General features: G+C 44.8%; 19 protein-coding genes. 13 read left to right on the forward strand and 6 right to left on the reverse strand.

The window, feature by feature from the left end; all coding sequences use genetic code 11:
* Positions 1 to 175: Orn/Lys/Arg family decarboxylase (locus RH88_RS23130; RefSeq protein ID WP_005599751.1), on the forward strand; the 175-nt coding region annotated here is incomplete at its 5' end.
* A gap of 177 nt (positions 176 to 352) precedes the next feature.
* Here the strand turns inward: RH88_RS23130 and RH88_RS20760 are convergent.
* Positions 353 to 874 carry an NADPH-dependent FMN reductase gene (locus RH88_RS20760; RefSeq protein WP_005599753.1) on the reverse strand — a complete coding sequence of 174 codons (522 nt, stop codon included), beginning with the start codon at positions 872 to 874 and terminating at the stop codon, positions 353 to 355.
* Positions 875 to 1009: 135 nt separating this feature from the next.
* Here RH88_RS20760 and RH88_RS20765 point away from each other — a divergent pair, with 135 nt between their 5' ends.
* Positions 1010 to 1912: a LysR family transcriptional regulator gene (locus RH88_RS20765; protein ID WP_005599755.1), complete on the forward strand. Its 903-nt coding sequence runs from the start codon at positions 1010 to 1012 to the stop codon at positions 1910 to 1912.
* A 132-nt stretch (positions 1913 to 2044) separates the two neighbouring features.
* Here RH88_RS20765 and RH88_RS20770 read toward each other — a convergent pair whose 3' ends face one another.
* Complete coding sequence (locus tag RH88_RS20770; protein WP_005599757.1) at positions 2045 to 3253, reverse strand: NupC/NupG family nucleoside CNT transporter; 1209 nt, start codon at positions 3251 to 3253, stop codon at positions 2045 to 2047.
* Between the two features lie 608 nt (positions 3254 to 3861).
* On the opposite strand from RH88_RS20770, the gene RH88_RS20775 reads away from it, so the two are divergent.
* The 7 genes from RH88_RS20775 (at position 3862) to RH88_RS20805 (ending at position 12053) form a co-directional block, all read left to right on the forward strand.
* Positions 3862 to 5427 carry a DEAD/DEAH box helicase gene (locus RH88_RS20775; protein WP_005599758.1) on the forward strand — a complete coding sequence of 522 codons (1566 nt, stop codon included), beginning with the start codon at positions 3862 to 3864 and terminating at the stop codon, positions 5425 to 5427.
* Between the two features lie 862 nt (positions 5428 to 6289).
* Positions 6290 to 7810, forward strand: coding sequence for a glutamine/gamma-aminobutyrate antiporter GadC (gadC, locus tag RH88_RS20780; RefSeq protein ID WP_081467399.1), 1521 nt, complete (start codon positions 6290 to 6292; stop codon positions 7808 to 7810).
* A 14-nt stretch (positions 7811 to 7824) separates the two neighbouring features.
* A complete protein-coding gene (glsA, locus tag RH88_RS20785; RefSeq protein ID WP_005599760.1) occupies positions 7825 to 8784 on the forward strand; it encodes a glutaminase A in 960 nt (319 codons plus the stop codon).
* 15 nt (positions 8785 to 8799) lie between these two features.
* Positions 8800 to 10194 carry a glutamate decarboxylase gene (gene gad / locus RH88_RS20790; protein WP_005599761.1) on the forward strand — a complete coding sequence of 465 codons (1395 nt, stop codon included), beginning with the start codon at positions 8800 to 8802 and terminating at the stop codon, positions 10192 to 10194.
* A 113-nt stretch (positions 10195 to 10307) separates the two neighbouring features.
* Positions 10308 to 10922, forward strand: coding sequence for a trimeric intracellular cation channel family protein (locus RH88_RS20795; protein ID WP_005599763.1), 615 nt, complete (start codon positions 10308 to 10310; stop codon positions 10920 to 10922).
* A 295-nt stretch (positions 10923 to 11217) separates the two neighbouring features.
* Positions 11218 to 11793, forward strand: coding sequence for a DinB family protein (locus tag RH88_RS20800; RefSeq protein ID WP_241212211.1), 576 nt, complete (start codon positions 11218 to 11220; stop codon positions 11791 to 11793).
* 41 nt (positions 11794 to 11834) lie between these two features.
* The gene (locus tag RH88_RS20805) at positions 11835 to 12053 is read left to right on the forward strand and encodes a DUF6500 family protein (protein ID WP_005599766.1); all 219 of its coding nucleotides are present in this window, start codon (positions 11835 to 11837) and stop codon (positions 12051 to 12053) included.
* Positions 12054 to 12085: 32 nt separating this feature from the next.
* On the opposite strand, the gene RH88_RS20810 is transcribed toward RH88_RS20805, so the two are convergent.
* Positions 12086 to 13006 (reverse strand): DMT family transporter, encoded by a 921-nt coding sequence (locus tag RH88_RS20810; RefSeq protein ID WP_005599769.1) that lies wholly within the window; start codon positions 13004 to 13006, stop codon positions 12086 to 12088.
* A 236-nt stretch (positions 13007 to 13242) separates the two neighbouring features.
* On the opposite strand from RH88_RS20810, the gene RH88_RS20815 reads away from it, so the two are divergent.
* Entirely contained in the window at positions 13243 to 13827 is a 585-nt protein-coding gene (locus RH88_RS20815) for a YbhB/YbcL family Raf kinase inhibitor-like protein (RefSeq protein ID WP_005599771.1), read from the forward strand.
* Positions 13828 to 14125: 298 nt separating this feature from the next.
* Positions 14126 to 16882 (forward strand): DUF2339 domain-containing protein, encoded by a 2757-nt coding sequence (locus RH88_RS20820; protein WP_005599773.1) that lies wholly within the window; start codon positions 14126 to 14128, stop codon positions 16880 to 16882.
* An 83-nt stretch (positions 16883 to 16965) separates the two neighbouring features.
* Here RH88_RS20820 and RH88_RS20825 read toward each other — a convergent pair whose 3' ends face one another.
* Both RH88_RS20825 and RH88_RS20830 read right to left on the reverse strand, forming a co-directional pair.
* The gene (locus RH88_RS20825) at positions 16966 to 17184 is read right to left on the reverse strand and encodes a helix-turn-helix domain-containing protein (protein WP_005599774.1); all 219 of its coding nucleotides are present in this window, start codon (positions 17182 to 17184) and stop codon (positions 16966 to 16968) included.
* Between the two features lie 9 nt (positions 17185 to 17193).
* On the reverse strand, positions 17194 to 17742 hold the full coding sequence (locus RH88_RS20830) for a DUF2975 domain-containing protein (protein WP_005599776.1): 549 nt from the start codon (positions 17740 to 17742) through the stop codon (positions 17194 to 17196).
* A 338-nt stretch (positions 17743 to 18080) separates the two neighbouring features.
* Here RH88_RS20830 and RH88_RS20835 point away from each other — a divergent pair, with 338 nt between their 5' ends.
* Together RH88_RS20835 and RH88_RS20840 are read left to right on the forward strand one after the other, a co-directional pair.
* Positions 18081 to 18521 carry a hypothetical protein gene (locus RH88_RS20835; RefSeq protein WP_005599778.1) on the forward strand — a complete coding sequence of 147 codons (441 nt, stop codon included), beginning with the start codon at positions 18081 to 18083 and terminating at the stop codon, positions 18519 to 18521.
* 344 nt (positions 18522 to 18865) lie between these two features.
* Positions 18866 to 19183, forward strand: a complete 318-nt coding sequence (locus RH88_RS20840) for a hypothetical protein (RefSeq protein ID WP_005599780.1) — start codon at positions 18866 to 18868, stop codon at positions 19181 to 19183.
* Between the two features lie 103 nt (positions 19184 to 19286).
* Here RH88_RS20840 and RH88_RS20845 read toward each other — a convergent pair whose 3' ends face one another.
* Complete coding sequence (locus RH88_RS20845) at positions 19287 to 20624, reverse strand: L-cysteine desulfidase family protein (RefSeq protein ID WP_005599782.1); 1338 nt, start codon at positions 20622 to 20624, stop codon at positions 19287 to 19289.
* Positions 20625 to 20636: the final 12 nt, after the last annotated feature.

Raw genomic sequence — 20636 nt, forward strand, 5'->3', positions numbered from 1 at the left:
ACCAGGTATTCCTATGCTGATGTCAGGCGAAAGTTTTGGCGATAGCACCAGTCCGCAGATCACTTATTTGCGTAGCTTGGAAGTATGGGATAAAGAGTTCCCGGGCTTTGAACACGAAACGGAAGGTACAGAAGTAGAGAACGGCATCTACCATGTAATGTGTGTGAAGAAATAGTGCTTATAGAGAAAGCTGAGAGATAGGAAAAAGAAAAAGCCCGCTAAATAAGATTTAGCGGGCTTTTTGATACTGAATCAATGGTGTTTCCAATCAAGATAGCTCTCTGAGCATGATGGTGTAAATGGCTGATCAGTGACTATCTCGATTGTCATTAGGCAAATGTATGTTTATTGATTACAGCGTTTCAATCGCATCAAGTAGCTGACGATTAAATTCTTCTGAGGTGACTTGAGCCGTTTCCATATCAAAGTTGTCGTAGAAGCTTGGTAGAGAGATGCTCGCTTTTACGTCGGCTGCAAAGTACGGCGCTGAACCTGATGCTGCGGCTAGGACACTACCTGCACCACCTGGGCCTGGTGACGTTGCAAGCATGATAACAGGTTTACCTTGGAACACTTTCATGTCGATACGGGTAGTCCAGTCAAAGACATTTTTGTATGCCGCGGTGTAAGAGCCGTTGTGCTCAGCAAACGAAATAATAATCAAGTCAGCCTCGCTGATCGCTTGGAAAAATTGTTTCGCTTGCTCTGGTTGGCCTAGCTCTTTTTCACGCTCGTCGCTAAAGATAGGCATTTCGAGCTGGTGGATATCCAACATGGTGATCTCAGCGTTTGGAACTTGTTTTGCTGCGTAGTGAGCCAGTTGTTGGTTGATTGAATTTTTGTTGTTGCTTGCGCCAAATGCTAAAACTTTCATGCTCTATTCCTCAATGCAGTGCTTACTGCTGTTGCTCAATTCGGTTGATGTAGAGAGTTTAGTTTGATTCCATATTTTGATTAATAGGGTAAATGTGTAATTATTATTTCCATATGACTTGTAATGAGGTGAGGTATGAGCCTTTCAGATACGAACTTACTCGATGGTATGGTGATTTTTACGACGGTGGTTGAGCTGGGGAGTTTTACCAATGCAGCCAATAGTACCGGCCACTCGACTTCGTTTATCAGCAAAGAAATTAACAAGCTTGAAGAGCGATTAGGCGTACGTTTGCTCCATCGGACAACGCGCACGTTAAGTTTAACACCAGAAGGGCAGCATTATTTTCAGCACAGCAAGCAACTAATTGAAAGTGCACAAGAGCTTGAATTGGCGATCAGTGGCCAACAACAAGAGCCGACGGGGGTACTGAAGATTAGCTGTCCGGTCAATTTTGGCGCGGCTCAACTTAGCCCCGTATTGGCCAAATACATGCAGCTCTATCCCAAGGTAAAAGTGGAAGTATTTGCCAGCGACCATAAGGTGGATTTGATTGGTGAAGGCTATGATGTGGTATTGCGTTCATCGTCAAGTGCTGCCGATTCGAGCTTGATTAGCCGTCTTGTTCAGCGATCTTGCACTCGCACCGTTGCTGCACCGAGTTATATAGAAAGACATGGTATGCCCAAACACCCGAGTGATCTTAGCAAACACAAAATGATTTGTTATAGCAACCACAAACAGCCTTATGTGTGGAACTACATTGATCACGATGGCTCACTACTGCGTATTGAGGTGAGTGGAGTGATGACGACCAACAGTCCAGAAATGTCCCTCAGTTTAAGCACGTTAGGGCAAGGCATTTGTCGCTTGCCTGAAGCGCTGGTATTAGACAGCATTGAGCGAGGCGAATTGGTCGAGTTATTTACCGATTTTCCGGTACATAAAATCGAAATGTGTTTGGTCTACCCAAGTCGTAAACATATGTCGACTAAGGTTCGTCGCTTTATTGATTTGGTGGTGGAAGAGTTAAAGTAGTGGAAGAGTGAAAGTCGCTGAGCGTGCAAAGCGGATTGTGAATAGTAACAAGCCCACTCAATGAGAAAGAGTGGGCTTGTTCAATTTAAGCTATCGTTTTAACCCGAGTTTCTTCAGGTTTTGGCCGAAAACCTATAGCGCGATAAACAGACCAGCTAATGCTGCGCTCATCATGTTCGCTAGCGTTGCCGCGGTCACTGCGCGGAAACCGAGCTGTGCAACATCTTGACGACGCTCTGGTGCCATTACACCGATAGAACCTAATTGAATCGCAATCGAACCAATGTTGGCAAAGCCACACAGTGCGAAAGTGATGATCACTTGGCTATGGGCAGACAAGGTTTCTTTCACACTAATGAAATCCAAGAAGGCAACAAATTCATTCAGAACTGTTTTTTGACCAATCAATGCACCCGCTGTTAGCAGTTCGTTTGTTGGGATACCGGCAAAGAAAGCCAGTGGTGCAAACAGATAACCAAAAATCAGTTGTAATGATAAGTTATCAATACCAACCCAGTTACCTACGTTCTCAAAACCTGCGTTAACCATGGCGATGACACTGACAAACGCCAGTAGCATTGCGCCGACAGCAACCGCTACTTTTACGCCGTTCATCGCACCAGAAGCCAAGGCATCGATGATGTTAGCATCGGTACTTGCTTCCAATTCAATTGGGTCGTCTTGGCTTAGTTTTTCACGTTCAGGAACGAGAATTTTTGCCATTAATAGGCCACCCGGTGCTGCCATAAAGCTGGCTGCGATTAGGTATTTTAGTTCGATACCAAGAGCGGCGTAGCCACCAAGAACAGAACCCGCGACTGATGCCATACCACCAACGATCACTGCGAAAAGTTCAGAGCGGGTCATTTTCGGTAAGAACGGACGCACAATAAGCGAAGCTTCACTCATCGAAAGGAAGATATTGCTGGTTGCAGCCAGAGATTCAACCTGAGAAGTACCCAGTAGGCGGGCAATCGCACCACCAATCACTTTTACTAGCTTCTGCATGATGCCAAGGTAGTAAAGTAGAGAAATAATAGAAGACAGGAAAATGATCAGCGGTAGGACGCGAATAGCAAAGATGAAGTTACCAGAAGCGAGATCGCCAAAAAGGAAGCTAATCCCCGCATCAGCAAATGCGAGCAGACCTGAAACACCGTCACTGACTGTAACAAGTAGAGATTGACCCAATGGGAAATAGAGAACTAAGGCAGCAAAACCTGCCTGAAGTGAAAATGCACCGATGATAGTACGCCAGTTAATATCACGGCGACTGTCTGAAAGTGCGTAAGCACATGCCAATAGAGCCAATATGCCGGCCAAGCTGAAGATGATTTGCATTATGTTGCCTTGCTATGTGTCAGTCTTAAGGCGGGTAAAGAATTACACGCACACAGGCATTGGCAACAGGGCGGTGTTGTTTCGCCGTGTTGGTTTGCCCGATAGCAAATTCAAGACCCGTAAACGCTCACAGTTACGCTGGGCCCGATTCCTTGGGGCAAATATCCATGTTTCAGTCGATTGAAAGCCGGTTAATGACCTAGCCATACAATTACTATTGCGTGAGTAGGCTTCATATCTAACCGGGCGCGGAGTATACGCAGCCTTTTTCGTTGTGACAACGATCACTTTTGTTAAAGTTTTTATAGAAAGGAAAACGTTGGCGCAAACGGTTGGGTTTTGTGTGCAAAATAGCAGCAAGGCTTGATGACTAAGGGCGCGATGGAAAAGCGGCAATCAAATAAAGATAAAAAGAAATATGAGTGTTACTTATTGATATTAAAGCACTAGCCTCGAGTGATTTGGCTCTATCTGGCGTGATAAGGTGGTTATTTGCATTGATATGTTGATACCGAAGGGTAAAAGCCTCAGAATGTCGAACTTTTCTACCCGAGCCAAACAAAAATGTCTTGCTCGGCAAGAACCACTATATATTGAGAATCAAATTTATGGGTTTTACCTCGCTCGCTCTTTCTGCTCCAATCCTTAAAGCTATTCAAGAGCAAGGATATGATACGCCGTCGCCAATTCAGGCTCAGGCTATCCCTGCAGTTCTTGAAGGACAAGATGTCATGGCAGCAGCCCAGACGGGTACCGGTAAAACAGCTGGCTTTACGCTTCCAATCCTTGAGCTACTAAGCAAAGGCCAAAAAGCGAAGAGCAATCATGTTCGCGCTTTGATTCTAACGCCGACTCGTGAGCTTGCAGCGCAGATCCAAGAGAACGTGCATAACTACAGCCGTTACCTCGATCTTAATTCTACTGTGGTATTTGGCGGCGTAAAAATTAACCCACAAATGATGCAACTGCGTAAAGGCAGCGACATCTTGGTGGCAACACCGGGTCGTCTACTTGATCTTTTCAACCAGAAAGCCGTGAACTTTTCACAGCTTGAAGTCTTAGTCTTAGATGAAGCTGACCGCATGTTGGATATGGGCTTCTTCCGCGACATCAGCAAAATCCTAAACTTGCTACCGAAAAAGCGTCAAAACCTACTGTTCTCAGCGACGTTCTCACCAGAGATCCGCGATCTTGCAAAAGGTTTGGTGAACAACCCAGTCGAAATCTCAGTTGCACCGGCTAACTCAACCGCAGAAAAAGTAGAGCAGTGTATCTACCCAGCGGATAAAGGTAAGAAGCCAGCGATGCTATTGAAGTTGATTACCGATGGTAATTGGCGCCAAGTATTGGTTTTTAGCCGCACTAAACATGGCGCAAACCGTCTTGCACATTACCTAAATGAGCAAGGTGTGACAGCGGCACCAATCCATGGCAATAAGAGCCAAGGTGCGCGTACTCGTGCATTGGCTGATTTTAAATCTGGTGATGTACGCGTATTAGTCGCAACCGACATTGCTGCGCGTGGTATTGATATCCCTCAGTTGCCACAAGTCGTGAACTTCGATCTACCGAACGTATCAGAAGACTACGTACACCGTATTGGTCGTACTGGACGTGCTGGCGAAGCGGGTAAAGCCGTATCATTAGTGTGTGCGGATGAAACCGATGAGCTATTTGGTATTGAGCGTCTAATTCAAACGCTACTACCACGCATGGAGTTGGAAGGCTTTAAACCAAGTAATCCACTGCCAGAATCACGTTTGGATACCCGCCCATTCAAAGCGAAGAAACCAAAGAAAGCGAAAAAGCCAAGAACAGGCCATGCTGATGGTCAACGCTCTGGTGATAACGCGCGTGGCAACAAGCCTGCAAGCAAAAATAAACGTCATTTTGGTCCTAAATCAGCGGATGGACAGAAAGCTCAAAATGGTAAGCCAAACACGGGTTCTAAGCCTGCGGGTAATGGTCAAAAGCCTGCGGTGAAATCAGGTGGTAATACTGGCAGCGGCAATACTGGCGGTGGTAATAACGCTAACCGCAACGGTAACGCCGGTGGCAATCGCAATGCGAACAATAGCGGTAATCGCTCGCGCTCTGCTGGTAACGCAAATAGTGCGGGTAAGCCACAACAAAACCGCCGTCCTCGCCCTGCCGCAAATAGCAACCGTGGCTAATCAATGACAAGATAAAAAAGTCGCTAAATTAAACGGAAAGCCAGTGATTCGTCACTGGCTTTTTTGTGTCTATACAATTTGAAAGTGTCTGATAAAGGAAATTAAAATTGGTCAAAAGGGGGATATTTAACTTTTATAGTATGCCGACCCTTAATTTGAGCGGTTATTTTTCGTGATCAAAGCAAAAAAAATTAAAAAAAAATCAGTCTGAAAAATGACCGTTTTTGACGGTTTTTCCATTGATCTTACAGTGTTTTTCTCTTTCGTCGTAAATGTAACTAAATGTAAATACTGCTGTGTGTTTGATGTACTCTAATCAGTATCAGGTGAGTTGCCATTTCAGCCTCTAGGCTAAGTCAGTTATAGCTTTGTCATTCAAATATCAATTAAATGAGACGCAAATCACGCTTGCTTGTCGGTGTAAATCATTACTTTTAAGGTCTAAATAACAAAATTCATACTACTTATTTAAAAGTTATCAATAAGTCGTATTGGATTGGGTTGGAATGGCTTATCAAGTTAAGTGATAAATCATTGCTTACATCTATATTTGGCGACTTATTCACTAAAATGATGCATTTCTGTCTGTTACGCGATAAATGCTGTGCTACAGCAATTATATTGCGCTTTACATAGGCAGATAAAAAATGATTCCTTTCTCATGTCGCACGTTGTTTCACAACCTCTATCTACGCAATATTAAATTGTCCGTTCTGGAATATTCAGTCTAGTCTCATAGTGGTACTTTGCGGGCATTGGGTTTCTCCTGTCTCCATATAATCCCGAGCAATCATGTGGTTATATGCCTACTCGCAGTACCTGACCTGTCTAAACTAAACATGATGAATATGAGGTTGGTAACATGGCAAAAACGGACACTATCAAAAAAGGGGGCATAGGAATATTTGCCCTCGCCATGCTGAATATTGTTGCTGTGGTGAGTTTAAGAGGCCTTCCAGCAGAAGCTGAATATGGCCTTAGTTCGATTTTTTACTATATATTTGCTGCGATAGTTTTTCTTATTCCCGTTTCACTGGTTGCCGCTGAGCTGGCGACGGGGTGGTCGGAAAAAGGCGGTATCTTTCGTTGGGTTGGTGAGGCATTTGGTCCTCGCTTAGCACTGGTTGCGATGTTCATGCTATGGATTGAAGTTACGGTGTGGTTCCCAACCGCATTAACCTTTGGTTCAGTCTCACTTGCGTTTGTTGGTCCTGATCAATCGTGGGACCAAGCATTAGCACAAAATAAGTTCTTTGTTCTTGGCATTGTGCTCGCCATTTATTGGATTGCGACCTTCATTGCTCTGCGTGGCACTGATGCATTTGCAAAAGTAGCCAAATGGGGCGGCTTAATCGGTACCGTTATTCCAGGTATCGTGCTTATTGTATTAGGTTTCTCTTACCTATTCTTCTCAGGTAAACCACCTCAAATCGAGCTCTCTTGGAGTGAAGTGATTCCTGATTTCTCCAACTTTAATAATGTTGTGCTGGCCGCGAGTATTTTCTTGTTCTACGCCGGTATGGAAATGAACGCACTGCACGTTAAAGAGGTAGACAACGCAGCTCGTAATTATCCTCTAGCCATAATGATTGCGGCCATTGGTACTGTTAGCGTGTTTGTTCTCGGAACGTTGGCGATTGCCTTTGTTATTCCACAACAAGACATCAGCTTAACGCAAAGCTTGCTCGTTGCTTATGATGAAATGTTTGCATGGGCAGGGATTAGTTGGGCATCACCGATTATGGCAAGCTGTTTAGCGCTTGGCGTATTGGCGATGGTTGTTGGTTGGGTTGCAGGTCCTTCATCGGGTTTATTGGTTGTGGCGAAAGGTGGGTATCTTCCTCGTTTTTGGCAACAAACTAACGAGCATGGCATGGCAACACACATCATGATGGCGCAAGCGTTACTCGTTACCATGATTTCAACCGTCTTTGTTGTATTACCTTCGGTTCAAGCGGCTTATCAGATCTTAAGTCAGTTAACGGTTGTGCTTTACCTCATCATGTACCTATTGATGTTTGCGGCGGCTATTCACCTACGTTACAGCCAGCCTAACCGTCCTCGTCCTTATCGTATCCCTGGTGGCAACATTGGCATGTGGCTAGTGGCTGGCCTTGGTTTCATTGGTTCATTGATTGCATTTGTCTTCTCGTTTATCCCACCAAGTCAAATCTCGGTAGGTAGCCCAGAAGCTTATATCGGTATTCTTGTTGCACTAACGGTTATTTTTGTTGCGGTACCATTTGTAATTTACCGCGCACGTAAACCGCACTGGCGTGACCCTGCAGTGACAGACTTTGCACCGTTCACGTGGGAAATTGAAGATATGCACCCAGGTGTCATCAACACTTCAGACAAAGTTACGCATACATTGAATTCGTAAGGTAGGGTTTTGTAATGTCACAACGTGATACCTCTAAATCTAACGACGAGCTTGCTGCAGTTATGCAGCAAGCATTGGAAAACAGCGTGAATAACCATGATGGTGAAAATGCTTCATACATTCCGTTCTTAGCGTCAGTTCCTTCACAATTAGCGGGCCTAGCCTTTGTCTCTGTTAAAGGTGAGGTCATTCAGTTGCAAGATGCGGAGTACCCATTTGCGATTGAATCAATTTCGAAAGTGATGACTCTAGGGCTAGTGTTAGAACAATCTGGCGCCGATGAGTTACATAGCAAAATTGGTGCAGAGCCGACGGGTATGCCATTTAATTCGGTGTTGGCGTTGGAGCTTCATCAAGGTAAACCGCTTACACCGTTAGTCAACGCCGGTGCTATCGCTACCGTGAGTATGGTTAAAGCGATGGATGCAGAAGATCGTTGGCAGCAAATTCTGGCCTTCCAGTCTGCGCTTGCCAATAGTCAGATTGTGCTCTCTGATGAAGTAAACCAGTCGGAGCAAACCACCAATACCCATAACCGTGCCATCGCATTGTTACTTGAATCAGCAGGCTGTATTTATTCTGATTCGATGCAAGCCTGTGATGTGTATACCCGCCAATGTTCAACTTTGTTTAATACGGTTGAGCTGGCGACGGTTGGTGCAACGCTCGCAAATGGTGGTAAAAATCCATGCTCTGGTAAACAACTTATTCAACCAGAAAATATCCCGCATATTTTGGCCGAAATGGCGATGGAGGGGCTTTATGACACCTCTGGTGACTGGGCGTATGACGTTGGTTTGCCGGGTAAAAGTGGTGTCGGTGGCGGTTTAGTCGCGGTTATCCCAAATGTCGGAGCTCTAGCAGCATTCTCCCCACGCTTAGACCAATTCGGTAATAGCGTACGTGGCCAACAAATGATCAAACAAATCGCTCAAACTATGGGTTGGAATTTGTTCAGTAGTCAGCAACATTAAGGTAGGAAGAAAAATATGGCACTTCATAATGTAAATCCAAACAATGACCCAATTTTTGGCTCGGAAGATATCCATAGAGTTGCGGCTGCGAAAAAGCTTCCACAGCAAGAACAATCACCAACCGTCATCTACCAGATGATCCGTGATGAGCTTTACCTTGATGGTAATGCGCGTCAAAACTTGGCAACTTTCTGCCAAACATGGGAAGAAGATGAAGTTCATAAGTTGATGGATCTCTCCATCGATAAGAACATGATCGATAAAGATGAATACCCACAATCGGCAGAAATTGAAGGCCGTTGTGTGCACATGCTAGCCGATCTCTGGAATGCGCCGGATGCAGTGACAACCGTTGGTACCTCAACCACAGGTTCGAGTGAAGCATGTATGCTGGGTGGTTTGGCTGCGCTATGGCGTTGGCGCGATCGACGTCGTGCACAAGGTTTGTCAACAGACAAACCGAATATGGTGTGCGGCCCTGTACAAGTGTGTTGGGAAAAATTTGCACGCTACTGGGATGTAGAAATTCGCCAAATGGACATGGAAGAGCACCACTACTTCATGCAGCCAGAAGATATGCTGAATATGGTGGATGAAAACACCATTATGGTGGTGCCAACATTCGGTCAAACCTTTACGGGTCTATACGAAACCGTCAAACCTCTAGCAGATGCATTAGATGGTTACGAGCGTGAGACAGGTATTTCAATCGATATCCACGTTGATGGCGCGAGTGGCGCTATGCTAGCTCCATTCTGTGCGCCTGACATTGATGCATGGGATTTCCGTCTAGAGCGTGTGAAATCAATCAGTACTTCTGGTCATAAATTCGGCTTGTCACCAGTGGGCGTTGGCTGGATCATTTGGCGTAGCAGTGAAGACCTACCAGAAGGCTTGGTGTTCCACGTTAACTACCTTGGTGGTGACATGCCGACTTTCGCGTTGAACTTCTCTCGCCCTGCGGGTCAGATTATTGCTCAGTACTACAACTTCCTTCGCTTAGGCTTTGAAGGATACCAACGTATTCACTCAGCAAGCTACGATGTGTGTGAGTACCTAGTTCAAGAGCTCAATAAATTCGATCTGTTTGAGTTCTTATTCGATGGTAACCGCGAGAAAGGTATTCCAGCTATCGCATGGCGCTTAAAACCGGGTGTGAAAGTGGATTACACACTTTACGATCTAGCGGATCGTCTACGCACTCGTGGTTGGTTGGTGCCAGCTTACAGCTTGCCTGCAAATATCGAGACAATGGTCGTGCAACGTATCTTAGCAAAACAGGGGTTAACCATTGATTTAGCGAACCTACTGATTGCAGATTTCAAACGCTCAATCGAGTTCCTAGAGAAAAATGGTTCAACCAATTGTACTGCGGAAGATTCAAGTTCATTTGATCATAGTGGTCACTAAGCCCGAGCTACCGTCTATACGGTATAAGGTGCAATACTAAAATAAAGGCCGATTGTGTATGCAGTTGGCCTTTATTGGTTTTATGTCTAGCCAGTTATAAGAGTCTGAATCGTATGTTTGTCCATATTACTGAAATTATCTGCATCTGCGCCTTTGCACTCAGTGCGGTGCTCAGTGAAGCCAATAAAGGTAAAGATATTATTAGTGTATTAGTGCTTGGCTTAGTGACAGCGTTGGGGGGCGGGACAGTTAGGGATGTCATTTTGTCTACCGAGCAAGTTTTTTGGATTCAATATCCGGACTATTTTTGGGCGGCAATTATCAGCTCGCTGGTCGGTTTTTTTATTGCGGCGGAATTGAGAAAGCTTAAAGCGGAACGACTTATTTTAGTCTTGGATGCGATTGGTATTTCAATCTTTTCGATCTTGGTTGTCAAAAAGATGGTTCATCAAGATTATGCGGCTTATGTGGCCATTACAATGGGGGTGATTACCGCCGTCTTTGGCGGTGTTGTTCGTGATGTGATCGTTAACCGCCCAACCATGTTCAACAACACTGAATTTTACGCTACCCCGGTTATTATTGGTTGTACGGCGTTTGTCGGCTTCTCGCACCTAGGTATGAATACTGATGTGAACACCATCCTCTGCATTGCTTTTATCGTCATATTCAGGATTTATATCGTGGTGACTAAAAAAAGTTTTCCGCGTTACCTACTGCTTAAATAACAAAAGTGGCTGAACTACTTCTGCTCTTTTGTATATAAAACAGATTTCTGCCAGCGCAGGAGTTTCTCGTTCAAGGCCATTCATATAATTACCTGCGAAAATGCGAGCTTTGTTGAATTAAAGACCATCGCCAATTATCGGTGCTTTTTAGCGCCAATGACCCATGCTAGTTTCCACCTGGAGTGCGAGGAATGAATTTGAATTGCGTGACAGTGTCGCTTTTATGTTGGGTGCGTGCGCTTCCATTTGCTCGTAAGGTGGCGTTATATCTGTGGTAAATGATTCGCAGTTTAATATGGCCTTAGATCTTGAAAAGAAAGGAACCTTTATGTTGCCAGCGCAGCACTATTTACTCTTTGCTGAATATAACCAGCGAATGAATGGGCAACTGTATCAAGCGATAGAACCGTTATCGACCGAAACTATCAATCAAGATCGAGGGCTGTTTTTTCAATCGATTCTCGGCACTCTGAACCACCTTTTGGTCGGTGATCTTATTTGGTTGCGCAGATTTAGTTATTTTTCAGAACGTTACGTCTCACTCGCGTCGCTGGCGAGTTGGCCAGTGCCAACCTCTCTAAGTGATATCCTCTATCGAGATTTTTCTGAGTTAAAACAAGCAAGAGAAAGCCTTGATAGATTGATTGTTGAGTGGCTAACGAATGAGGTTTATAGCGAGGATTTCATCCACAAACTGGTGTATGCCAATACGGCTGGTGTGGTCAGTGAACGGAATTTTGGCGCTTTAATCCGTCATCTTTTTAATCATCAAACTCACCATCGAGGCCAGTTAAGCGCGGTACTCAGCCAATTAGGAGTCGATGTCGGCACAACGGATTTCTTATTGGAGATCCCAGACGATAGAATTTAGTGTCGACGTTAATGTTTTAACCAATATGCATAAGGAGAGGTATGCGTCATTCGTTACGAGATAAGATTATTCAGGTCTGCAATAAAAAAATCGCCCAGAAGGGCGACAATGTTGGCGTGTCGTTTTATGCCTTCTTCGCCAATAAAAACGATGACCCTCAATTGTTGATGGAAGCGGCCACATGGTGGATACACACGCACCAGCTTGATCATTTTGAGAAAGCGCACAAAATCATTGCGATGATTGAAGCGGGTAAATGAGCACAGTTGATTTTTGAGTTACATCAGACGGCTTAACACTTGGTCTTGAGTAACTGCCATAAACGCCCATCAATAGCTGATAAGCCTAGTGCGATCAATGCCATGCCAACGAAATGGATGGTTTGCAGTGTTTCATTTAAAAATAGCGAACCCAATAAAATAGCCGAAACAGGCACCAATAGTGTTACAAGTAATACGTTGGTCGCGCCAGAGCGTTCCAATATTTTGAAATAGAGGATATAGGCTACGGCGGTTGAAATGATCGCAAGCCCTACGATTGCTCCCCAAATATTGCAGCTAACGTTGGCGATGTTTGGCACCCCTTCGACAACAAAGGTGATTGGCAATAGCACTAATGTGGAGGCTGTTACTTGCCCTGCCGCTGTTAAAATAGGGTTGATGCCAAACCCTTTGAATCTACGGCCGTATACCCCCGCAAAAGAGTAAGAGAGCGCAGCACCGATGATGGCCAGTTGAGGTAGCACGTTGCTGACATCAGTACTGGCTGGCACGCCAATCATGACCACCACACCAATAAAACCGAGTGCCACTCCCAAACATTTTAATGGTGTGATTCGTTCGTCTTGCAGCAATATCCCGGCGACGACAACGGCGAAAATAGGCGTGGCTGCGTTTAAGATAGAAGCCAGTCCCGAAGCGATTTGAGTTTGCCCCCACACAATTAGTGCAAAGGGAATCACATTGTTGAGTAACCCCATACCAAGAAAGGAACGCCAAACTTTAGGATCAGAAGGAAGACGGATACCACTCACCAAGACCACCAACCACAGCGTAATAGCGGCAAGGCCAACTCTTAGTGTCACGATGGTTAGCGGCGGCAGTTCTCGGACAGCGACGCCGACAAAGAAAAATGAGCCACCCCAAAGCAGAGAAAGACCGAGCAGCATCGCCCATACGCGCGCATTCATTGAGGTATCGATGGTGGTCGTCATAACATTCGCTTCAGTAATAGAGATTGAACTAAAAGCATATTCGTTGAGGGTGAAATAACCAATTACGGTTTGATAAAGTGTTATCTCACCAGCTTTATTTGCTAGCGGTTCGCCATTTTTTTACTGATATTTTATTGATGATGATGCGATTATCGTCAACCGATCCTACGCTTAGTGCTGTTAATTGATTGAATTGTTATTTGAGCAGTAGTTTCGCTCGTAGCTGAGGAAAGCAGATGAACATGATAAAAAAATTGTCGACGGTTTCACTGTTGATGACTATTCCGTTGTTTGGTGTCAGTAACGTATTGGCGGCTGATTCTGGCGATACGATGACACTAACCAGCCCTACCGTGACGAACGGAGAATCACTCACTAAAGCCCAAGTATTTAATAGCTGGGGGTGTACAGGTGAAGATATTTCACCCAAATTAACTTGGTCAAATATTCCTGAAGGCGCGAAGAGTTTTGCGGTGACCATGTATGATCCTGATGCGCCTACGGGTAGTGGTTGGTGGCATTGGATGGTGATTAATATCCCTGCGAAGGTGCATATGCTTGAGGCTCATGCTGGCAACGTTAGCAATGAGTTCTTACCGGCAGGAGCGTCTCAAGTCACCAATGATTTTGGTGTCAAAGCATTTGGTGGCGCTTGCCCACCAGAAGGTGCGCAGCCACATAATTACACCATTACCGTTTATGCATTAGATGTGGAGCATATCGACCTGCCTGCAAATGCGATGCCTGCTTATGGTGGCTATTTGATTCATCAACACGCCATTGCAGAAGGAAAACTTGTTGCTCCATCTTCTTTACGTTAACTCTGTACTTGTAAGAGCATTAGCGAAGTATTTTGGCGAGTTGATTTGCTCAACCACAAGTGTTGAATAATGAGAAAGGTAACCAGCGGTTGATGATGGAAATCAACCGCTGGTTTATTTTTTCAGCTGAGTATTTTGCACTTTTTGCTGCCTAAAACGAAAGGGAGTACATCGGACGTCATAAAATTATGTCGCTCATTTCATATATTTTTCAGGCATTTTTCGCCACACTGTCACCATTAAGAGCAATGCCTCGTCAAAAAGAGAGCTTGTTTATCTGTTGTAGAGAGGCGTATAAATGGAACTTCTAGTGGTTGTGTTGGGGCTTGCCGTCATAGCGACCCCCATCATTGCTTTGGTGGCTTTTATTAAGGTGCAATCCCTTGAGCGGCAAGTATCGATATTGACGCAAAAAGTCGCTGAGTTACGTTCTGCTGGTGTGAACTCTTCATCGAGTGAGGTTCATCATGAGAATCGTGCGCCAAACACGATGCATGACATCGCGGCGGAGCCTTCTAACACTAAGTCGCAGACTCAAACTGACGATAAACCGTCAATAGCTCAAGCGACTACTCATTCTCACTTAGAACAGCCCCAATCAGACTATTCTTCTATTGCGAATGAACCGCTAATTGTGGTGAATCCAGATAGCGGATTGCCATTACCTCCAACTAAGCTAAAGCCGCGTTCCCCACAAACGAAAGTCAATACTTCCGATGTTGTGACGCAATTATTTGATCGCTGGCTGGGACACGTAAAAGAAAATTGGCTGGTTTGGGTCGGTGGTGTAGCGATGGTGATCGGTGTGGCGTATTTGATTGAAACGGTCGGAACTAACTTCACCATTCCATTATTTGCTCGCGTTCTGATTGCGATCCTTCTTTCTTGTTCAATGATTGGTCTTGGTGAGTGGTTACACCGAAAAATTACCGCCATTGATGGTGAATTTCTCCACCAAAAGGCCGATGCCTATATCCCTGCGGCGGTGTATGGCGCGGGAATGAGTGGGCTTTATGGCACTGTGATATTCTCTGCGGTGATCCATGCGTTTCTTCCTCCGGCGCTCGCGCTTGGGTTAATGGCGATATTAGCAGCAGCAGCGCTTGCATTAACGCAGCGGTTAGGGCCTCTCATGGCCGTACTGGGTTTATTTGGTGGTTATACGGCACCAATATGGATTGGCGGTACTGAGCCGAATTTCATTTTGCTTTCTTGTTATATCACGAGCATTTCGATTGCGGGGATGTGGGTTCAGCAGCTTACGCGTATCCCATGGCTTACCTACGGAATTATTGCGTTACACAGCTTATGGTTATTCGCAATTGCCTATGCGCTTCCGCAAGCGGATTTGTTGCTGTGGTTTGTACTGTTTGTGCCAGTTTCATGTTACTTGTTGGTGTTTGTACCACAACTGGGTTGGTCACTGGGCTTCCAATGTCATTACCGTACCCGTCCGCCATTTTTTAATGCGACGATTCCCGCTGCGATTCTTGCTACTCTCAGCGCGTTTTTACTTGATAAGACGCCTGTGTTGGGCTGGTGGTCTTTAATTTATTTTGTATTGCCAGTACTACTGTTGATATTCCCTGCCTGTCGTCGAGGCCGAGCGCCAAGGTCGTTCGCTTGGGTCAATGTGGTTGCAGCGCTGAGTATTATCGTAACGGCTTTGATGCTCATGGAATCTCAGCCAGACATCATAGTGGGCATATTGGTTGTTAGTGGTGAGTTAATTTTGTTGCTACTGCTGAGAACCATTATGCAATACGAGCGAGGTGATAAATCCAGAGTGAGTGGTTGGCAGGCGGTGATTTTAGCTCCGCTGCTTGTCGTGTTGTCGCTATTCTATATTGACCATTATCAACCTGAATATCGCTTAACGACGACCTTCTTTGCGGTGGTGTTCATGCTACTGTTGGCTTGGCTAGCGATTAAGTTTGTCGCCCTTAGAGCTAATTTGTCGGTGGCGATACACGCTTTATTGCTGACCATCGGTATTATTTACAGCGCAGGCGGTGAGTTAACACTGTTTATTGCCGCGCAAATGTTGTTGATGGCGATGCAGGTTCAACGCAATTGGCTAGCGCCAAATCTAGCAGCTTTTAAGGCATTGGGCAGTTTGCTTGTGGTGCGCTTGTCACTATTGCCATTTTTTCCTGAACTACAAACATTGGCGACTCCGCAATGGAGTTGGTTATTGCTAACGATAGTGCCAAGTGTGTTAGTTTTTGCTTGGATTCGCCACATGTTGCGTCAGCGCCAACATGGTATTGCCGAATGGTTTGATGCCGCAATGCTTCACTTATTGGTGATATTAATTTTCGCTCAAACCAATTACCTGCTGCTTGGTTATTTCAACTTCCTTTATCAATTTGAATTTGAAAATATCGCCATCTTTGCTGGCCAGAGTTTAGCGTTGATGGGCGTGTATCAGTTCAAAGCGTACCATAGCCAGTCTTTGCACTTTTTCTATCGCTGTTACAGTCTGCTCTTGTTAGCGGTGGCTGTTCTATGTGCCGTGATCCTAAATACGGTATTTCAGCCTTTCACTAGCCTTTATGTACTTGGTAGTGATTGGCCAGTGTTGAATTGGCTCAGTGTTGGTTGGCTGGTGCCTGCGCTGATTCTTGTGGTGATTGCGCGTTTGCAACTGTATCCAAATCGAACTCGTGAAGTATTTGGCGCCGCTGCGACGCTTATGCTGCTTTGGGTGATGTACAGCATTCGTCAGTTCTGGCAGCAAGGGCCTTTGACGCTCGATATGCCAACCAGTATGGCGGAGCTATTTAGCTACTCAGTGGCGCTGATTTTGCTTGGTGTCGCGATAACCTATTATGCGTTACAGCACGAGCAGCGTATTTTACAGAGCATCGGTTTTGCCATGTTAGGTGTCGCGGCGTGTAAAGTCTTCTTATGGGATGCTGCGGCACTTGAAGGGTTATGGCGAGCCATCAGCTTTATGGGGCTTGGCGGTTGTTTGATCGGCTTAGGATGGCTATTTCAGCGCTTACAAATCAAAACAGGTTCCCGTGATGAAAGCTTAACTGATCGTCATTAATGGTTGAGAGTAAAGAGCCAGTGTCGATTCACTGGCTCTTTTGCTTTTTCAGAACGGGGCGATATTTAAGGTAAGAGATATGCTTAGTCGTCACTGTCGCTTTGAACATAGGCTAATATGTCACCAGGTTGACAATCGAGCACTTGGCAGATTTTTTCTAGAGTGCTAAAGCGGATGGCTTTGGCTTTTCCATTTTTAAGGATGGATAAGTTTTGCTCTGTTACTCCAACAAGGACGGATAGCTCCTTTAAGCGGATTTTTCGTTTAGCCATCATCACATCAAGATTAATCGTAATGGTCATAGTTACCTCTTAGATGGTGTGTTGATGTTCGTCTGCAAGCTCTTGCGCTTCTTTCATGACCCACGCGATAGTTAAAACAATAAAACCACAGAAGATCGACATTAAGTCCAATCCAACAAAAGATATTGCGAGTATGCGTTCGCCTGGTGGGTTGTTAAAACTTAACGCGACTGAAATCAAACCACTATAAATCACGTTGCCAAAGGCCCAGAAAAAACACACCCAGCCTAAATTATGGAAGTATCTTACCGTATCAAGCGTAAAAACTTCTGCTTTTTCATAGCACTTAAATAACTTAGCTAAAATACCAAAGGCGTACATCAAGATGCCACACGGCAGCATACTAGCGGTGAATGCCCACAATCTTGCTGATAGTGTTAATGAATCTTGGTTGAAGGCTGAGATGTCGAAGTCTAATTGAATAATGCCCATTGAGGTTAAAAAGTCATTTTCTGATTGCACGGTTAGCCAAAAGTACAGATTAGCGATCGGTGTGATAACGATCAGCGCAAGAAGAATGAGTCGGATATAGCGGCTGTATGTTTGAATTTTTTGCATAGCGAAACTCCTTAGTGAGGTCACTAATCTATCATTGAAAAATAATAAAACAATCAATTTTTATCGTTTATCGATAATTATTAAGTGATATTCATGGTTTTTAAAGTGGTGAACGACGTGTCTTTTAGCAAGGGAAGGGGGGCAAGGGAGAGAAACGCATTGTTGGCCATTTTCAATCGCTTTAGTTTATAGGCGCATTTTTAATGCTAATCGCTTTATTTCAAAGCATTAACTTTGTGACTTATCGCAATGAGCTACCGCTACTTTCTCTCTAGAATGAGCGCCTTTCCTAGCGTTACACGATGTGTACACCATTTATAAAGTGATAAGAGGCGACAATGCGCTGTTTTAATCATCCTGAAGTGGATGCCGTCTGTTCTTGTAAGTCTTGCTTGATCTTCTTGTGCACTGAATGTGCGATAAAAATCGAACATGGCTATGTGTGTTCAGAGAGTTGCCGAGAGAATATCGAGGCTATTGAGCAACACCATCAATTTGTGTTGCAAGAGCACAAAAATATTGATCGAGCGAATGAGATAGTAATGCGTGCGATGCTGGCTAGGAAGAAGAATTACAGCCACTTTATAGGCTTTTATATTTTGATGGTTTTGCTGACGTTAGCATCAGGTATTGATCGTGCGGATTACAGTTATTCGGTCACGTTTATTGCGATATTTGCCATTTTAATTTGTTATTGCGTAGTCAGAATTCGTTCTCTTAATGTGAATATGGACGAGTTGCTCAATGACGCTAAAAGCAGGATAAGTGTTGGCGAGTGAGTGAACGGTTTAAATATTGTTAGATAAGCCATTAGAAACTGCTGGGTAATGACTTCTAAGTATATCGACAAAATTTGTCTCAGAGAGCAGCCTCAATTGGCTATTTTTTTGTCGTTAATTTTCTGCTTTGATTGATTTTTTAAATGATTTTATGCTGTGATTACGCCTGTCTCGCGATGATTTCAACACTCATTAATGGGTATTATCTTTGGTTGATTCGTCATTGGCGACGGGCTAGGAGAGGAGTAAGTTCGAGTTACACAAGAACGAGTTTGGTGGTGGTTGTCACTTAAATTTTCCCCGAACTTGCTTCATTACTCCCCTCGATTAAGGATGTAATTATTATGAGTAATTTAAAAGAACAACAAGCTAATCAAGCGATTCATGGTAAACAACACGGTGCAGAATTTAACCATGAAAAAATGGATCGTCGTTATGGTAGCGACGTAGAGCACAAACATAATAAAGATCATCACCAAGTTCGTGAGCATGAGAAAAGTCACCCACACATTCAACATGGTGGTGAGCCTGAAGGGCACAAACATCCTCAGCAAACTCACCAAGACCGTCATGAGCATGATGAACACCGCCATCATAAAACCAAGCAACATGACCATAAAGAGCATTCACGTGAACATCATAAAACCGCTCATAATATGTAGGCTTTAAACGTTGACGTTAATGCGCTTATTTATCGGATCTCAAAACGCAAAAGAGTTGCCCTTTTCGACAACTCTTTGTGATTTTATTTAATCTTATCTGTCGCTATTTCTGCACCATGATCTCAAGTATTTGCACGTCAGTTTGTGTCATCGCGCCATTGGCTAGCGCTGACATATTGCGGATTGTGGCATCTACGTCTGTATCGACAATACCTTCTGCTCCTGAGACGCGAATGCCATCGAGCGCCATCATCGCGGCTTTAATGGCCGCACTTGCAGATGACGACACCTTCATCGCGCAGCTTGTTTTTGCCCCATCACAGATGATGCCGGTGATATCGCCAATCATGTTACAGATCGCGGAGCTGATGTGAGTAAATTGTCCACCGAGTAGCCATGTCATCCCTGCTACCGCCCCCATTGAGGCAGTGGTTGCACCACAAAGTGCAGAGAGCTTATTTTGGTGGCTCTTGATATAGATCGCCATTAAATGGGAGAGCATTAAAGCGCGGATCATGGTCTCACGATCGACTTTTAAATGTTCTGCCACAACCACGACCGGCATGGTAGCCGCAATCCCTTGATTCCCTGATCCAGAGTTGCTCATCGCCGGCTTCATTGCACCATCCATACGGGCATCAGAGGCTGCCGCAGTTCGGCGCATAATGTCGGTGAGCAAGTCTTGGCTAAGTAAGCCGCGATCAATGTTACGTTGGAATGTGGCACCAATTTGCAAGCCGTAGTTTCCGGTTAAACCTTCGACGGAGAGGGCGTTATTCAGCAAGTAAGCTTGTTCAATAAAAGCAATATCTTGCAGCTCTGCATGAGTGGCAAACTCAAAAATGTCGATAGCGTTAGCATCGGCAAAGGGGTGGTCTTGCGTGGTTTGAGCATTGCTTTGCTCTAGGGGTGACTCAGCACGATAAATAATTTGATCGTTTTCCGTAATCTCAACGACTTGCGTATGTGTGTCAGCAATAGTGACGGAAGTAGAATATTGCTCAAGAGTGACGGTTACTTGTGCATAGAGAATGTGGGAAGTTGTGGCAACACCGACAGACACGCGTTGTTCATCAAGCAGTACTTTTGCGCGACTGACATCATCGCTTGAGATGTTCTTTAACACTTCTAAACCGGCATCTGCATCTCCTGCGAGAGCGCCTACCGCAGCGGCGATTGGCAGGCCAACCATCCCGGTTCCCGGCACGCCCACGCCCATGCCATTTTTCATCAGATTCGGTGAAACTAGGACATCAATACGAAGATCTTGGTGTGGTAAGCTCTGAACTGAATCGCTTGAGTTAAGGTTGTGCATTGCCGCAAGGCGACGTATTGCAATTGCAGCGCCAAGTGCGACAGAGACTGGCTCAGTACACCCCAGTGCCGGCACGACTTCTTTTTTTACGACATTGATAAAACCATTCCACAAATGTTCTTTCACGTTATCCACTCA

It is taken from the genome of Vibrio scophthalmi LMG 19158 (assembly GCF_000222585.1).
GTDB lineage: Bacteria > Pseudomonadota > Gammaproteobacteria > Enterobacterales > Vibrionaceae > Vibrio > Vibrio scophthalmi.

Coding starts and splice junctions, on each gene's coding strand:
- RH88_RS20760 (WP_005599753.1), bottom strand. CDS start 874: ATGAAAGTTTTAGCATTTGGCGCAAGCAACAACAAAAATTCAATCAAC.
- RH88_RS20765 (WP_005599755.1), top strand. CDS start 1,010: ATGAGCCTTTCAGATACGAACTTACTCGATGGTATGGTGATTTTTACG.
- RH88_RS20770 (WP_005599757.1), bottom strand. CDS start 3,253: ATGCAAATCATCTTCAGCTTGGCCGGCATATTGGCTCTATTGGCATGT.
- RH88_RS20775 (WP_005599758.1), top strand. CDS start 3,862: ATGGGTTTTACCTCGCTCGCTCTTTCTGCTCCAATCCTTAAAGCTATT.
- gadC (WP_081467399.1), top strand. CDS start 6,290: ATGGCAAAAACGGACACTATCAAAAAAGGGGGCATAGGAATATTTGCC.
- glsA (WP_005599760.1), top strand. CDS start 7,825: ATGTCACAACGTGATACCTCTAAATCTAACGACGAGCTTGCTGCAGTT.
- gad (WP_005599761.1), top strand. CDS start 8,800: ATGGCACTTCATAATGTAAATCCAAACAATGACCCAATTTTTGGCTCG.
- RH88_RS20795 (WP_005599763.1), top strand. CDS start 10,308: ATGTTTGTCCATATTACTGAAATTATCTGCATCTGCGCCTTTGCACTC.
- RH88_RS20800 (WP_241212211.1), top strand. CDS start 11,218: ATGGCCTTAGATCTTGAAAAGAAAGGAACCTTTATGTTGCCAGCGCAG.
- RH88_RS20805 (WP_005599766.1), top strand. CDS start 11,835: ATGCGTCATTCGTTACGAGATAAGATTATTCAGGTCTGCAATAAAAAA.
- RH88_RS20810 (WP_005599769.1), bottom strand. CDS start 13,006: ATGACGACCACCATCGATACCTCAATGAATGCGCGCGTATGGGCGATG.
- RH88_RS20815 (WP_005599771.1), top strand. CDS start 13,243: ATGAACATGATAAAAAAATTGTCGACGGTTTCACTGTTGATGACTATT.
- RH88_RS20820 (WP_005599773.1), top strand. CDS start 14,126: ATGGAACTTCTAGTGGTTGTGTTGGGGCTTGCCGTCATAGCGACCCCC.
- RH88_RS20825 (WP_005599774.1), bottom strand. CDS start 17,184: ATGACCATTACGATTAATCTTGATGTGATGATGGCTAAACGAAAAATC.
- RH88_RS20830 (WP_005599776.1), bottom strand. CDS start 17,742: ATGCAAAAAATTCAAACATACAGCCGCTATATCCGACTCATTCTTCTT.
- RH88_RS20835 (WP_005599778.1), top strand. CDS start 18,081: ATGCGCTGTTTTAATCATCCTGAAGTGGATGCCGTCTGTTCTTGTAAG.
- RH88_RS20840 (WP_005599780.1), top strand. CDS start 18,866: ATGAGTAATTTAAAAGAACAACAAGCTAATCAAGCGATTCATGGTAAA.